The organism is Thalassococcus sp. S3 (assembly GCF_004216475.1).
Lineage (GTDB): Bacteria > Pseudomonadota > Alphaproteobacteria > Rhodobacterales > Rhodobacteraceae.
Window position 1 is genome coordinate 3,088,425 of sequence record NZ_CP022303.1, and the last position, 15,076, is coordinate 3,103,500.

Below are 15,076 nucleotides of genomic sequence, written 5' to 3' on the forward strand. Positions count from 1 at the left end.
ATGTTACACACGGGACGCTATATGTTCCGATCTCAAAGCGGGCTTAGTCCAGCGCTTCCATGGCCTTGGTCAGGGCCTTGTTGAGCGCGGAGAGTTCGGCGGCGGTGAACGCCTCGGTGATCCTCCGGTCGCGCTTGGCGGCGTAAGGCATGATCGCCTCGTATATGTCGCGCCCGGCCCGTGTCAGCTCCCACAGCCAACGCTTTGCGTCCTGATCGTCGGCCCGGCGGGTCACCAGCCCCTTCTTCTCAAGTGACCGGAGATTGCGGCTGACATTCATCCGATCCATCGCCGTGCCGTGCGCCGTATCCTGCCCCGAAGACCCCGGCATCGCGGCCAGCCAGATGATGCAGCGCCATTCCGACAGGATGATCCCGTGCTTGTTGCCGTAATCCGAAAAGCTTGCAGCGATCTTGTTGCCCAGCTTGATGAACCGGAAGGTCAGCGTTTCGATTGCATCGGTCTGTCGGTTTTCAGCGTCGCTATCCAAGAAGGCTGCCCAATCCAAGTGTCAACATTGGCCACGCCACCACGGCCGCCAGAAGCAGCAGCAGGGCTGCCAGAAAAACAAGACTTTCGCGCACCACCAGGGTCAGCGGCACCCGCGCCTGCGCGCTCGTCACGAACAAGAGCACACCGACCGGTGGGGTCACAAGACCTATCGCGGAGGCCAGGATGAACACAACGCCAAGCTGCACGACATCGACACCGGCCAGGATCGCCACGGGGGCGATCACCGGTGCGATCACGACCAGCAGCGTCACGGGCTCCAGCACCATGCCCAGAAGCAGCAGGAGGACCGCGATCAGGGCCAGCAACGCCGTCGGACCAAGGGCCAGATCGGTGATCCCGGCCGCCATCTCCAGCGACAGACCGACCCTTGCGGAAATCCAGACAAAGGCGCCCGAGGCCGCGATGATGATCAGGATCTTTGCGGCATCGCGCGCGGCCACGGCAAGGGCCTGCACCAACTCTGCCACCGGCACGTCGCGATAAACCAGCATCGAGACGAGCATGGCATAGATCGCGGCAAGCGCGCCGATTTCATTGACCGTCGCCACCCCGGTCAGCATGCCCGCGATCACCAGCAGCGGCATCATCAGGGCCAGAAAGCTCGACCTCAGCGCGCGCCAGATCCGCCCCAGCCCCTGCCATTCATGCGCCGCATAGCCGCGCCGGAGGGCCAGCAGGATCGAGGCGACCAGCAGGAACAGCCCCATCAGAAGACCCGGCAGGATACCGGCGATAAACAGATCGGTCACATCCGCCGGGGTGAAAAGGGCAAAGACCACCATGGGGATCGACGGCGGGATCATCAGCCCGATGGTCGCCGAACTTGCCGTCACGGCGGCGGCATAGGCGGGCGAATAGCCGTCTTTCTCCATCGCCGGGATCATTACCGAGCCCACGGCAGCCGCATCCGCCACCGCCGATCCCGAGATACCTGCGAAGATGACCGAGGCCGTGATATTCGCATGGGCGAGCCCGCCGCGTACATGGGCGATCAGCGCGCGCGCCAGTTCCAGAAGCCGCGTGCTCATCCCGCCGGCATTCATGATTGCCCCGGCCGCAAAGAAATAAGCGATGGCACTGAAGGCCTGATTGTCGAGGCCCCTCAGAAAGGTCTGTGCCAGAACGTCTCCGCGCAGGATCGGCGCGTAGGCGAGCGCGAAGGCGCCCGCGGCCAAACCGATCGCCAGAAAGACCGGCACGCGAAGGAACATCAGCCCCAACATGACCGCCATGGTAAATCCTACCTCGATCATGAGGCGCGCCGCTCGGTAAGGTTCAGGGCCGCCGCCAGGGCGAAGAGGATGCTGCCGGCAAACAATGGATAGAACCGGATCTCCGCGCTGACACCCAGGGTCGGCATGTCGATGAAACGGAAACTCTCCATCGCCTGCCAGATGTACCCGCTCAACGCGATGGCCGCGACGCAGGCCACCGCGTCGAGGCCCCTGTCCCATGCCCGCGCGCGCGCCGCCGACATCCGGAAGAGCAGCACGTTCAGATGGCTCCGCTCCAGCCACAAAAGGGGCAGGCCAAGCCAGGCCAGCGTGAACAGCAGCAGACCCGCGACATCACGCCCCCAGGGCAGGCTTTGCGCCAGCACATAGCGCAGGGTGATCTGATAGACCTCCAGCAGGATGAGCATGGCAAGCGCAAGCGTCACCGCCACCAACAGCCCCCGTGACACAAAGCTGCGCAGCCGGGCCAGCTTGTCGCCGCCCACCGATCGGCTCATAGCCCGTTGATCAGGTCGTACTGACCTTCGGGCCAGGCCTTGCCATCCGCCGCCTCGATCCACGGCGCAATCGCCGCCCGGAACGCGTCGAGGTCAGGCTCCGTCACCGTGACGCCCAAGCCGTCCAGGCCCGCATAGGCCTCCGCGATCTCGGCGTCGTGGATCGCCTTGCCATCCTCGCCTGCCCGCCGGGCAGCCTCCGTCAGCCAGTTGCGCTGGTCCGGGCTCATCTCGGCCCATTTGCCGGGCGACATCCACACCCCCAGCCCCGACAGAATATAATTCAGCGGCGTCAGGTGTTTGTTGGCCTCGGCATAGCCGCCCCCAATGAAATCGGTGATCCCGTTATCCTGCCCGTCCACTACGCCGGTCTTGAGGGCGATCAGCAACTCCGCCGCGCCGATGGGGGAAGAGCTGGCACCCCAGGCCTCGAATGCGGCAATCACGAAGGGATGCTGCGGCGTCCGGATCTTGAGCCCCGCCAGATCCTCCGGGCTTGCAACCGGCGTTTCGGCCGTCGTCACGATCCGGGGCGGGCGATCCCCGACATAACCGAGATATTTGATGCCTGTCGCTTCCTCCATCCCGGACATCATCTCCACAAAAAGATCGCTGTCGGCAAAGCGATGAAAATGGGCCTGATCGTTGAAAAGGAACGGCGCCCAGGTCACCAGAAACGCACGACCTTCCTTCATGGCGATCACGCCGCCGATGTCGATCAGATGCAGATCAAGCGCGCTGGACCGGGTCTGCGCCCAAAGCTCCGCCAGACCGCCCAGCGCAGCACCCGGCACGATATCAACCGCCATCTCCCCTTCCGAAAGCTCCGAAAGCGCTGTGGCAAATCGCTCAGCCGCCGCCTGATAGCTGGTGTTGGGCGGGGCCACGTGCCCCAGCGTCAAGGTCACGTCCTGCGCCCAGGACGGCGCTCCGGCCAAACAGGCCAGAATCGCCCCTGCGGCGATGTTTTTGAAAAAATCCATAATTTTCCTCCCATTATGGCCAAATCGATGCAAGCAACAAGAAGGCCATTGACAGAATATTAATAACATATGTTACAAACTGTCGAGTGGAATCTGGGAGGAGTTTCGCGATGTCGCTTTATCTTTCATGGCGCTGGCCATCCATTCAGAATGGCTGAGACCCGGCTGCCCCCGATGCAGCGGCATCTGGCCAAGGCCCTGTCGCACAGCTGGAGCACCGCTCCGCACTGCACGGTGTTCGCCGATGCCGATGTCACCGCTCTGACCGCGTTGCGAGCAGAGCTGAAGGCCAAGGGCGCGGCACCGACCGTGTCGCATTTCGTGCTGACCGCCCTTGCCCGCGCGCTCCAGGGCCATCCCGCCTTCAATGGATGGCTTGAGGGCGACACGCTGCACCGTGTCGAAGACATCAACATCGGTCTGGCCATCGCGCTGCAGGATGGTGGGCTGATGGCCCCGGTCCTGAGCGATATCGGCGGCATCGACGCCTTCGACATGGCCGCCCGCACCCGGGCCCTCGCCGACCGTGCGCGGGGCAAGGCGCTGTCCGCTCAGGACATGCAAGGCGGCACCTTCACCTTCTCCAGCGCCGGGCGCGCCCGGACGCCGCGCTATGCCACGCCTCTCCTGCCCTTGCCCCAACTGGCGATCCTCGCCGCGACCGGCATTCGCGCCGAACCGGTGGTGCGCCAGGGCAGCATCAAGAGCGCAGACATTCTGCCGCTGTCGCTGACCTTCGATCACCGCGCGATCAATGGCGAACAGGCCAATGCGTTTCTCGACCACCTCTCGGATCGGCTGGCCGATCCCCGGGCCCTTCTCAGCCCCCAACCGGAAAAGGACACCCCGTGAGCGATCTCAAAGACATAACGCTGCCCGATCTGGGCGAAGGCGTGACCGAGGCCACGCTGGTCGAATGGCTCGTCGAGACCGGCGCCGCCTTCAAGGCCGGGGATACCCTCGTCGAGATCATGACCGACAAGGTGTCGATGGAAGTCGATGCCGCCGAGGACGGCACACTGGTCGAAACCCTGGTGGCCAATGACACCGAGGTCGCGGCGGGCACGATCCTCGGGCAGTACCGGCCGGCAGGGGCATGACGATGCGCAAGGACAATCAGGTGCTTGAGGGCATGTACCGGCTGATGAGCCTGACCCGCGCGCTCGACCAGGTGCTAGGCAAGCATGACGGGCATTGGCACGGGCTGGAGGGCGAGGAAGCGGTCACTGCTGCCGTCTATTACGGCCTTCGGGACCGGGACGTCGTTGCCCCGCATTACCGGGGCGCGGTCACGGCGGCATTGGCCAAGGGCGCCGACATGTCACGGCTGATGGCGGGGTTCCTGGGCAAATCCACCGCCTATCACAAGGGCCGGCACAGGTCCGATGTCTGCGGGCCGCCGGAACTGGGGCTGATCGGCCTTTATGGCGGTTCGCTTGGCCCCCCTCTGGGCTATGCGGCGGGTGCGGCTCTCGCGGCAAAGCTGGACGGTCGCGACGACATCGCGCTCGCCGTCTTTGGCGATGGCACATCCAGCCGGGGCGACTGCCACGAGGCGATGAACATGGCCGCCGTTCAGACACTGCCGATCATCTTTGTGTGCCAGAACAACCAGATCGCCATTTCCACCCCGCTCTCCGGCGGGGTCGGTGGGTCGATTGCCGCCCGTGCCGACGGGTTCGGCATGCCCGGACACACCGTTGACGGAAACGACGTGCTGGCCATGCGGGGCGCGATGGACGCCGCCATTGCCCGTGCCCGCGCCGGCGAAGGTCCGACCCTGATCGAGGCGCGAACCTACCGGGTGGCCGGGCATTTCTACTCCGACGCCGAAGATTACCGCGACGCGGACGAAATCGCGGCCTGGCGGGCCAAGGACCCGGTCGCGCGCTACCGCCGTTACCTCATTGACGAAGGGGTGATGACCGAGGCCGGGATGGACGCCCTCGATGCCGATCTCGTGGCCGAGGTGAACGCCGCATTCGAGACGGCCTTGGCCGATCCGGTGCCCGATGCCTCCGCGCTCGATGTCGCGGACGTCTTCGCTGCGGAGGCGCGCGGATGAGCCGGATGACCTTTCAGCAAGCCACCGTCGCCGCACTGCGCGATGAGATGCGTGCGGACCGTGACGTCTTTCTCCTGGGCCAGGATATCGGGCGCTTTGGCGGTCCCTTGCGCTCGACTGCCGGTCTCTTCGACGAATTCGGCGCCGACCGGGTCATCGATATGCCGATGTCCGAGGGCACGATCGCGGGCCTCGCCGTAGGGGCGGCCATGCAGGGCAAGCGCCCGGTGGTCGATCTGATGTTCGGCGAATTCCTGGCCTTGGTCATGCAGCAATTCCTCGACGCCGGCGCGATGCATTACTATTCCGGCGGCACCCAATCCGTGCCGATGGTGCTGCGGGTGAAATACGGGATCGGCCCGTTCCATGGCCATGCCTATGACCACCATTCCTGGCTCGTCGGGGTGCCGGGGGTGAAGGTCTTTGCCCCATCCAACCCCGCCGATGCCTACGCCATGATGCGCGCCGCCGTGCGCGACAACAACCCCGTGCTCTTCATGGAACACATGGCGCTCTACCATGCGGGCAAGGGCGAAATTGACCCGGACGGCGCCGCCAACGCATCTGCCGGCAGCGTAATCGTGCGGGACGGCTCCGACGTCACACTGATCGGATCGGCTCTGATGCTGAAACGTGCGCTCCGGGCGGCCAGGACGCTTGAAGCGGATGGCATCTCCGCCGAAGTCATCGACCTTCGCCGCATCTATCCGCTGACACTCGACCCGATCCTGGCGTCGGTCGCCAAGACAGGCCGCGTGGTTCTTCTGTCCGAGGCGATCGGGCGCGGGGCGTCGATCAACGACCTCGCGGCGATCCTGGCGGAAAAGGCCTTTGCAGATCTCAGCGCGCCGATCACCCGCTTGACCGCGCCTGACATCCCGACCCCCTTCGCGCGAGAGCTTGAGGCCGCTTACCTGCCAAGCGAAGATCGCATCGCCGACGCCGCGCGGAGGCTTGTCGCGGACCAAGCGTGAACGGGTGCGCGCCCCGCCCTCTCAGCCAACCTGGCGCGGGCCCGGGCGCGCGCTCACGCCACGGACCTCTCCGCCCCCGCGCGCCAGGCCACCAGGAACGGAACCAGCGCCACCGCGAACCCCGTGAGGGTCAGCACCGTGTGGTTCAGCCCCGCCACGCCGCCCACCGGGGCGGCAACCATCAGACCCGCAAAGAGGAGCACGGCCCGCATCACCGTGCTGAGCGTGCTTGAATGCAGCGGACCGACGAAGCTGACATAACCCTGCAAGGCCGAGGAAATGAACCACACCCCCATCAGGGCGCAGATCAGCACCACGATGACTTCTGCCAGCGCGCCCTGCCCGATCAGCGCAGGGTTCAGGACAAAGAAGAACGGCACCACGTAGATCACACCGCCCAGCTTCATCGCCTCAAAGGCGGTCTTGAACGCGTTGGCCCCCGCCATCGACGCCGCGGCAAACGCGCCCAGCGCCACCGGCGGCGTGATGAAACTGACCATGCCCCAGTAAAGGATGAAAAGATGCACGGCGAGCTCGTTCAGCCCCGCCTGCACCAGCGCCGGGGCCAGCACGACCGCAAGAAAGATGTAACAGGCCGTCACCGTCATCCCCATTCCGAAGATGAACGAGGTCACCGCCCCCATCAAAAGCAGCATCGGCAGCGAGTTGCCAGCGGCGTAGACCAACTCATTGGCCAGCGGCCCCGTCAGGCCAGTCGCCTGGAACGCCCCCACGATCATGCCAATGCCAAGCAGCACCGCAACCAATTCGGCCAGCGTGCGCCCGACCGAGGCGATAATGCTGAAAAGCCCGTTCAGCGACACGCGGTCACCCGGCCTGAACTGGTTGACGATCAGAAGAAGGGCAACCGCATAGAACGGCGCCGTGGTCTCCCAGCGAAACGCAACCATCAGGTAGATCAAGAGGGCAAATACCGCGACATACAGCCAACCATCGGCAAGGGTCTTCAAGGCGCGTGGCCGATCCTCCTGTGGCAATCCTTTCAGCCCTCGGCGCGCCGAATAGGCGTCGATCTGGACAAAGAGGCCAAAGAAATAAAGCAGCGAGGGGATCGCGGCGGCCAGCATAATCTCGACGTAAGGACGGCTCAGCCATGAGGCGATGACAAAGGCCGTGGCCCCCATGATCGGCGGCATCAGGACGCCACCGGTCGACGCGCAAGCCTCGGTCGCGGCGGCATATCGCGGTGCAAAGCCGGTTTTCCGCATCGCCGGGATCGAAACCGCACCGGTCGTCAGCACGTTCGAGATCACAGACCCAGACATCGACCCCATGAAGCCCGAGGCGAAAATCGACACCTTCGCAGCACCGCCGCGATAGCCGCCCACCACTGCCATGGCGAGGTTGTTGAAGAACTTGCCGCCCCCGGTGAATTGCAGCACCGCCCCGAACAGGATGAACCCGATCACAAGATTTCCAAAGGCGCGCATCGGGATCCCGAAAGACGCCTCCGACGAGATCATGAAATACGGGATCACATCCGTGAACGGCTGGGTAAACCCGTTCAGCGGGTCCGGCACATGTTCGGCGAATGTAGGGTAAAGCGAGAAAAGCAGCACGACACAGAAGAGCACCATGCCGCCCGCCCTGCGCGTTCCTTCGAGAATAAGTAGGTAAAGGACAATCGACGCCCAGACGGCGCGTTCCGGCGCGGCATATTCCCACCCACTGTCCAGGCTCTCTCCCGCCGTTGCAACAAAGAAGGCGCATACCGCGAGGGTCACCGCTGCAAGACACCAATCATACCAAGGCACGCGTGGCGAGGGTGGCCCATAGGCGCGGAAGGTGATGAAGGTCAGGCTGAGGAAAAGGCCGGCCAGGACGTAAAGATACATCCCCTCCAGAAAGGAATAGCCACCGATCCGCAGATTAAAAAGCTGGTTTATCGCGATGCCGATCGCAACCAGCGTGACCACGATGATCGTCCATCGCGCGGGTCCGGAAAATTCCAGCCGTTCGGATTTCTGTTCGGCGTCCAGCGCGGCTTCGCCGCGGGTCCGAACCTCGCTCGTATCTGTCATGTCGCTCTCGATCGCTCAGTCCGGGTGCTCCCGGCGCAAGGCTGAAGGCGGGCTGACGCGCCCGCCTGTTTCGTCTTTGAGTCCGATCAGAAAACGACGTCGAAACCGCCCGCTTCCAAAGCCTCTCGGCGCTTGGCGTTCCAGGCCGCCTCCCAGTCATCCGGGCCTTCGGCTTTCAGCTCTTCCCAGGCCGCCATCAGCGCGGCCTGCCGCTCGACAAGGCCATCGTTATGCGCCTGTGCCGCGTCCGACCAGGCGCCGATCTCGCTGTAATAGCGGACAGCGCCGTCGTGGTAGGGGGCGACCCATTCAAAGTTCTGCTTGTCCAGCGCCCATCCACCGATACCCGGCGCATTGCCGTCATATTGGTCGAACAGCACATGCATCGCCTTGGTCATGTTATAGGCCAGATCAGCATCCTGCGCTGCATAGGTCATCAGAACCGGATAAGCATATCCAGCCGTCGGCACGCCGTCGGTGCCATCAATGCCCGCCCCGACAACCGCCGTCATGGGCGCAAAGAACGGCGCGATGGCCTGCATTCGGGCCAGCCCTTCGGTGTTGTCCGGATCAATCGGCGGCCAGAAGACACCGCGCGGACCGGATTCGGCCTCATAGGCACGTCCCGAATTGGTGGAGGCAAAGGCCGCGTCGACACTTCCGTCGATCATCCCGGCCCAACTGTCACCAAAGCCGCCGAACTCCACGATCTCGACATCGTCCCAGGTCAGGCCGCCATAAGCCAGATAGGCCTCGTTGTTGACGTTCAGCGCCGGTGCGCCTTTCACGTAAGCAACGCGCATGCCCTTCAGATCCGAATATTCGAACCCTTCGCAGCCGGGCTTTCCGGCCTTCTCGCAGGCCTCTGCGGCCACGGCCATCGACAGGCCGACCGCGCCGCCGTTGTTGGCGGCCAGGATGCGGACAGGCTGGGGACCCCAGTTTTCAGCGCCGAACTGGAAGACGCCCTCCTGCGCCATGAACGAGCCGCCCACCCCGTTGGCCGAGAACTGGACCTTGCCCTGACGCAAAGGCTCGGTACGCGCGATATCGTTCTTGCCCGGCAGCACGCGCAGATTGATGCCCGTCGCCTCCTGAAGGGCCGCGCCGATGGCGACCGACTGGTTATAGCCCGCCGAACCGGTGCCATAGGCGGTCCAGGCCAGCTGCGACGGCAGGTTGACCTCCTCGGCCAAAAGCGGCCCCGAAACGGCACAGATGGCTGCCGCCATGATGGTAATTCGCATTGATCTCTCCTCCCTGTTTTGTCCTGCCGGCATCTGCCGCGGACCTCAGCCGCCATGCCTTCGCTCCGGGCGCGTCGCGCCGCGTGGAGCCAGTGTCGTTCCTCCCATAGGCAAGGTGACCGTGGGTCAGAGGTTTGCGCAGTATGCTTAGTGATGCAACCAACTAGATCGGGACATGGGGCCCATTCCGCGTCTGGGCAGGCGGCGGAAAAGCGTTTCAGAACCTCTGAAATAAGTTTAAGGAAGGCCGTTAACTATATTGTACTTGAAAAGGAAAGTTACTCCAAATCCGGCAATCCATCCCCAATCTCAATCGCAACCAGAAATCCCGATCACAAACCGGCGTATGAAGTCTGACGCAACGTACCATAGGATCCGGCGCGGGGCGTCTCGGCCGCGAACACCGTTCTGACGGCACGCGATCCTCGGGCGCCGCAAAAGGTTGGTTTTCAGGGACGGGCCAAAAAACGGCGGTGCGGGCAGGGACAAAAGGGCCAGGCGACAGGCTCCGCTCTCGCCCCGCTGTGTGGGGCTTGATCGCCCGAAAAGGGGCGCCCTGCTTCCTGGCCTGCGACTGCGCAGGACAGCCCTGCCGCCCGCCAAGACGGGCGGGCTCTTCCTACTCCGGGAACGACCGCAGATAAGCGATCACCGCCTCGATCTCTGCGTCCTTGCGGAACCCGGCAAAGGCCATGCGCGTGCCTTTCATATAGGCCTTGGGCTTGGCCAGAAACGCCGCCAGTTCCGCCTCTGTCCAGACCAGCCCCTCCGCTCCGGCGGTGGCCATCGGTTTGGAATATTTGAACCCGTCCACTGATCCTGCTGCTGCGTTCACGATGCCATTCAACTCCGGGCCGGTCTTGTTCTTTGCCCCTTCGCCGACCTGATGGCAGGCCTTGCACTTGCGAAACGCCTTCTCTCCCGCCTTTAGCAATTCGGGATCAATCGCGACGACCTCCAGCTTCGGCTTCAGCTCCGCGGCGGGCTCTGCCGCCACTTCCGCAACCGCCTGAATCCCCTCGTCCTGCGGGGTAACATCCAGCACCCTCGCGCGCATCGTGATCTCGACGCTGTCCTTGCAGTTCTCCATGCAGGGCTCCCCCGTCCAGATCGCGTATTCCGTCTCTGCCCGGTCATCCAGGATGAACCCGTCGGTGTTGTACATTTCCACCTCCAGGAAATTCTCGTGGCTCAGCGTGAAATCCTCGTCCACCAGATCGTTGGAATAAAGAATATACGCCACAATCGCGTAAACCTCGTCCGGCTCCAGGCTCTGCGCATTCCCAAACGGCATCGAGCGGTTCACGTAATCCCACGCCGTCGACAGATGCGGCCAGTAGGACCCCACCGTCTTCAGCGGATCCTCGTGATCCAGCGTATCCATACCGCCCGCCAGCTTCGGCCAGTTGCCCACGCCTTCCGCGAAATCCCCATGGCAACTGGCACAGGCATCCGCAAAAAGCTCCTCCCCGGTCCACACATCGCCCGAGCCCTCCGGCAGGCCCGTGCCGTCCGGGCTCACATCCAGATCCCACGCCGCGATCTCTTCGGGCAGCGCGGGCCGTCCCAGCCCGTAGCCTTCGGCCCACGCCATGCCAGGCACCAGAAGAGCGGCCGCCAAACCCTTAAGAAACTTCGACATTTTCCGCCTCTCCGCTCTCCTTGACCCACCAGGTCTGGATGCAATTGTTGTGATAGATCGAATTCAGCCCGCGCACCTCGCGCAACTGCGCCTTGGTCGGCTGGATGTACCCTGTGTCATCCATCGCCCGGCTCTGCAGCAGCATCTCCTGCCCGTCCCAGTCCGTATCCAGATAGAACCGTGTCAGCGCCATCTTCTCTCCGGGCTTGGCGAGCCGTGCCGTCTCCCATGTCATCCCGCCGTCCTTCGAGACATCGACCCGCGTGATCGCCCCGCGCCCCGACCATGCGAGCCCCGTGATCACCAGCGGCCCCTTGCCGTGGGTGATCGGCGCCTGTGGGCTGGGGCTGGTCACGACCGATTTCGCATCCATCGCCCAGGTCCATTTCCGCGCCACGCCGTTGTCCAGCACGTCCGTGTATTTGCTGGTCTCCTCCCGGCTCTCCACCGGCTGGTCCATCACCTCGACCCGGCGCAGCCACTTGACCCACATGTTGCCTTCCCAGCCCGGCACGACGAGCCTTACCGGATAGCCATGCTCTTTCCGCAACGCCTCCCCGTTGGCCTTGAACGCGACCAGCACATCGTCGAGCGCCTTCTCCATCGGGATCGAGCGCCCGTTGGAGGACGCATCCGCCCCCTCCACATAGACCCATTTGCCTCCCGCCTGATATCCGGCCTCCTCCAGAATCTTGCGCAGCGGCACGCCGGTATATTCCATGTTGTGGATCATCCCGTGGGTGAACTGCGCGCCATTGAGCTGCGCGCCCGCCCATTCCATGCCCGTATTGGCCGCGCATTCGCAGAAATAGACGTGGTTTTCGCGGGGAAACCGCTCCAGATCGGCATAGGTGAAGATCAGCGGCTGATCGACCAAGCCATTGATCATCAAACGGTAATCCTCTTTCTTCAGCTCAATCGCGCCTGAATGATGCCGCTCGAACGCGCAACCCTGCGGAGTGATCGTCCCGTCCAGCGCGTGGATCGGCGTGAAGTTGATCGAACTGATTGTGTCCGCCGTCAGCCATTCCACGTTCCGCCGCACCACATCGGCCTCATATTCAATCGGCAGCCCGTAAGGCGTCGCATCGACCCCGTCGCCCAGTCCCTGCGCCCAGGGCTGCACCTCCGTTATCAGCGGGTCGCCCCCAGCCTGCGCGGCACTCGCCGCGCCCACGGCGGCCGCTCCGGCCAGGAATTGACGACGCGAGGGTTTCTGATTGCTCATCTCGAATACCTCCGGTTCCGGCTCAGACGCCGGTGATCTTGACGGAATTGTTGGGCTCCAGCCTCACGGTGCCCTGCTTGCGGATGTGGTTTTCCACCACGTCCCAGATCTGCGGGCCTTCCGTGCCTTCGTTCACGCTGGCCCAGCCCGCGACGACATAGTTGCGCGCCGGATCAATCGGCTCTCCGGTGCTCAAGAGCGTCATTTCGGTGATCCGCTCGCCCTGCGGCTTCGAGATGTCGATGTGATAGCCAAGGCCACCCACCCGCACCATGTCGCCGCCCTGCTGATAATATGGGTCGGGGTTGAAGAGGTTGTCGCCCACATCCTCCAGCACCACATGCAGGAATTCCCCGGTCATCTCCGTGCGGTAAGCCTCGCCGTAGGACATCGAGGTCACGTTCCAGATATCCTCGCGCGTGATGTTCTGCCCCGGCAGGATCGACGGCCCCCAGCGCACGCCGGGGCTCAGCGCAATCTCCGCCTCCCGTTCGCTCAGCAGCGCGTCACAGATCAGATCGTCCCACGAGCCGTTGAAGTTGCCCCGCCGGTAGAGCAGGCTTTCGGTCTGCCCGATCACCTCGCTCAAGGTCTCCTCATACGGCGCGCGCTCCGAGTCGATCAGCTTGGTCACCACGGGATCGGGTGCGATCACGTCGCTGAAGACCGGGATCAGCTTGTGCCGGATTCCCATCATCCGCCCGTCGCGCACATCCAGATCCACGCGGGAGACGAATTTCCCGTTCGAGCCTGAGGCTACGATAAACGTCTCGCCCACCTGCACCGGCTCCGGCAGCGCGTCATGGGTATGCCCCGACAGGATCACGTCGATGCCCGTCACAACGCCCGCCATCTTCTTGTCCACGTCAAAGCCGTTATGGCTCAGGCACACAACCAATTCGGCACCTTGTGCGCGCACCTCATCGACCATCTGCTGCATGTTCTCGTCGCGGATACCGAACGAATATTCCGGGAACATCCAGCGCGGGTTGGCAATCGGCATATACGGGAAAGCCTGCCCGATCACCGCCACCTTCACCCCGCCGCGTTCGAAGAACTCGTAGGGTTTGAACAACTCTGCCGGCTCGTCCCATTCCGCGTCAAAGATGTTCTGACCAAGGGCGGCAAAGGGCAGCCCCTCGACAATCTCGTTCACCCGGTCCGAGCCCAGCGTGAACTCCCAGTGAAACGTCATCGCATCCGGCTTGAGCGCATTCATCACGTTGACCATGTCCTGCCCCTGCGTCTGATAGCAGGTGTAGGAACCATGCCAGGTATCGCCCCCGTCCAAGAGCAGCGCATCGGGCCGGTCCGCCCGGATCGCATTGATGACCGTGCTCACCCGGTCCAGCCCGCCGACCTTTCCATAGGACTGGGCCAGTGCGGAAAAATCATTATATGTCAGTGCATAGGCCGACGGACTTCCATCGTCTATGCCATATGCCCGCCGGAATTCGGCGCCGGTGATATGCGGCATCTGCCCAGCATTCACGCCCACCCCGATATTCACCTGCGGCTCGCGAAAATAGATCGGTTTCAACTGCGCGTGGATGTCCGTCACATGGATCAGCGAGACATTCCCGAACGTGTCGAACTGCAAAAGCTGGTCCTGCGTCAGCGCCTGCTGTGCGGCCAGCCTTGCCCACTGCCCGAACCCTGACGCACCATAAAGCGCCGAGGCGGCCATCGAGACCTGAAGAAAGTCGCGGCGTGAAATCATGTCTCTTCCTCAATCAGACACACATGCGCATGTGTGAATGCGTTAGATGCGAAAAACCCGCGCGGCCCCAGGGTCGCGCGGGCAAAACTCAGTTGCGGACGGACGGTGCCTCGACCGACAATCCATTGCCACGGCTCGCCACATAGAGCTCCAGCGCCTTGAACTCGTCCCCGCCCTCTTTGTAAGGCGTGGCGCGGATGTTCTTCATGCAGCCCTTGAACCGGCCATGGGTCGTGTTGATCTTGGCGTTCTTCAGCCGGTAGGTCGGAAAGCCGTTGATCTGACCCTGGCTCAGATGGTCGGCGCGGATCATGATGCCGTAATTGTCCTCGTGACAATTGCTGCACGCCATGTCGAGCTGCCCGACGCGGGTATAGTAAAGCTCCTTACCCGCCTCCCAAAAGCTCTGTGCCGGTCCGTCAATGGCCACATTCATCGGCATCCCGCGGGATTGCAGGCTGATCAGCGCCGTCATCGCCGACATCTGCGCACCGGAATATTTCCATTCCTCCGCGCCCATCCGCTCCGTCCGGCAGCCGTTGACCAGCTCGGTCAGCGTTTCCAGCTCTCCGTCGGCATTCACCCTCGGCAGCGTCGCGCTCAGCCCCGCGAAATCCTCCACACTCTCGTGGCAGGACGAACAGGCCTGGTTCTGCGTGCCCTCCGGCGTGTCGAAGAGGTCCATCGCCGTGTCCACGAACACGAAGGCCGGATTGTCGAAATCGTCCATCTGCAGCGCCTGCGTCTCGTCCGACCGGAAGGTCCAGCCGGAATAGATCTCGTCGACATTCTCCATATGCGCCGGCGCCTTCGTTTTGGTCACCAGCGTCATCTCGTCATTCACGGTGAGGGTTGCATCCTCTCCCGCCATCCCCATCCCCGCCGCAAGGCCAATCGCGGCGGTCAGGGTTACCCATTTCGTTCCCATTG

General features: G+C 63.4%; 14 protein-coding genes. 4 read left to right on the forward strand and 10 right to left on the reverse strand.

What is annotated here, in order from left to right; genetic code table 11:
- Positions 1-43: 43 nt before the first annotated feature.
- The 4 genes from CFI11_RS15265 to CFI11_RS15280 are packed head-to-tail and all read right to left on the reverse strand — an operon-like array spanning position 44 to position 3,228.
- Positions 44-490 carry a MarR family winged helix-turn-helix transcriptional regulator gene (locus CFI11_RS15265; protein WP_130407433.1) on the reverse strand — a complete coding sequence of 149 codons (447 nt, stop codon included), beginning with the start codon at positions 488-490 and terminating at the stop codon, positions 44-46.
- Positions 483-1,766, reverse strand: coding sequence for a TRAP transporter large permease (locus CFI11_RS15270; protein WP_130407435.1), 1,284 nt, complete (start codon positions 1,764-1,766; stop codon positions 483-485). Before CFI11_RS15270 ends, CFI11_RS15265 begins: the two co-directional genes overlap by 8 nt.
- Complete coding sequence (locus CFI11_RS15275; protein ID WP_130407437.1) at positions 1,763-2,245, reverse strand: TRAP transporter small permease; 483 nt, start codon at positions 2,243-2,245, stop codon at positions 1,763-1,765. The genes CFI11_RS15270 and CFI11_RS15275 overlap by 4 nt, the downstream gene beginning before the upstream one ends.
- On the reverse strand, positions 2,242-3,228 hold the full coding sequence (locus CFI11_RS15280; protein ID WP_165390276.1) for a TRAP transporter substrate-binding protein: 987 nt from the start codon (positions 3,226-3,228) through the stop codon (positions 2,242-2,244). The genes CFI11_RS15275 and CFI11_RS15280 overlap by 4 nt, the downstream gene beginning before the upstream one ends.
- Positions 3,229-3,378: 150 nt before the next feature.
- Between CFI11_RS15280 and CFI11_RS15285 the strand changes: the two genes are divergently transcribed.
- The 4 genes from CFI11_RS15285 to CFI11_RS15300 are packed head-to-tail and all read left to right on the forward strand — an operon-like array spanning position 3,379 to position 6,267.
- Positions 3,379-4,080 (forward strand): 2-oxo acid dehydrogenase subunit E2, encoded by a 702-nt coding sequence (locus CFI11_RS15285; RefSeq protein ID WP_165390277.1) that lies wholly within the window; start codon positions 3,379-3,381, stop codon positions 4,078-4,080.
- Positions 4,077-4,328 carry a lipoyl domain-containing protein gene (locus tag CFI11_RS15290; RefSeq protein ID WP_130407443.1) on the forward strand — a complete coding sequence of 84 codons (252 nt, stop codon included), beginning with the start codon at positions 4,077-4,079 and terminating at the stop codon, positions 4,326-4,328. Before CFI11_RS15285 ends, CFI11_RS15290 begins: the two co-directional genes overlap by 4 nt.
- 2 nt (positions 4,329-4,330) lie before the next feature.
- Positions 4,331-5,293 (forward strand): thiamine pyrophosphate-dependent dehydrogenase E1 component subunit alpha, encoded by a 963-nt coding sequence (locus tag CFI11_RS15295; RefSeq protein ID WP_165390278.1) that lies wholly within the window; start codon positions 4,331-4,333, stop codon positions 5,291-5,293.
- On the forward strand, positions 5,290-6,267 hold the full coding sequence (locus CFI11_RS15300; RefSeq protein ID WP_130407447.1) for an alpha-ketoacid dehydrogenase subunit beta: 978 nt from the start codon (positions 5,290-5,292) through the stop codon (positions 6,265-6,267). The genes CFI11_RS15295 and CFI11_RS15300 overlap by 4 nt, the downstream gene beginning before the upstream one ends.
- A 53-nt stretch (positions 6,268-6,320) precedes the next feature.
- Here CFI11_RS15300 and CFI11_RS15305 read toward each other — a convergent pair whose 3' ends face one another.
- The 6 genes from CFI11_RS15305 to soxA form a co-directional block, all read right to left on the reverse strand.
- Positions 6,321-8,309, reverse strand: a complete 1,989-nt coding sequence (locus CFI11_RS15305; protein ID WP_130407449.1) for a TRAP transporter fused permease subunit — start codon at positions 8,307-8,309, stop codon at positions 6,321-6,323.
- Positions 8,310-8,395: 86 nt separating this feature from the next.
- Positions 8,396-9,556, reverse strand: coding sequence for a TAXI family TRAP transporter solute-binding subunit (locus CFI11_RS15310; RefSeq protein WP_130407451.1), 1,161 nt, complete (start codon positions 9,554-9,556; stop codon positions 8,396-8,398).
- Between the two features lie 619 nt (positions 9,557-10,175).
- Positions 10,176-11,198 (reverse strand): c-type cytochrome, encoded by a 1,023-nt coding sequence (locus CFI11_RS15315; protein ID WP_130407453.1) that lies wholly within the window; start codon positions 11,196-11,198, stop codon positions 10,176-10,178.
- A complete protein-coding gene (soxC, locus tag CFI11_RS15320) occupies positions 11,182-12,426 on the reverse strand; it encodes a sulfite dehydrogenase (protein ID WP_130407455.1) in 1,245 nt (414 codons plus the stop codon). The genes CFI11_RS15315 and soxC overlap by 17 nt, the downstream gene beginning before the upstream one ends.
- A gap of 22 nt (positions 12,427-12,448) precedes the next feature.
- The gene (gene soxB, locus CFI11_RS15325; protein WP_130407457.1) at positions 12,449-14,146 is read right to left on the reverse strand and encodes a thiosulfohydrolase SoxB; all 1,698 of its coding nucleotides are present in this window, start codon (positions 14,144-14,146) and stop codon (positions 12,449-12,451) included.
- An 88-nt stretch (positions 14,147-14,234) separates the two neighbouring features.
- Positions 14,235-15,074: a sulfur oxidation c-type cytochrome SoxA gene (soxA, locus tag CFI11_RS15330; RefSeq protein WP_130407459.1), complete on the reverse strand. Its 840-nt coding sequence runs from the start codon at positions 15,072-15,074 to the stop codon at positions 14,235-14,237.
- Positions 15,075-15,076 lie beyond the last annotated feature (2 nt).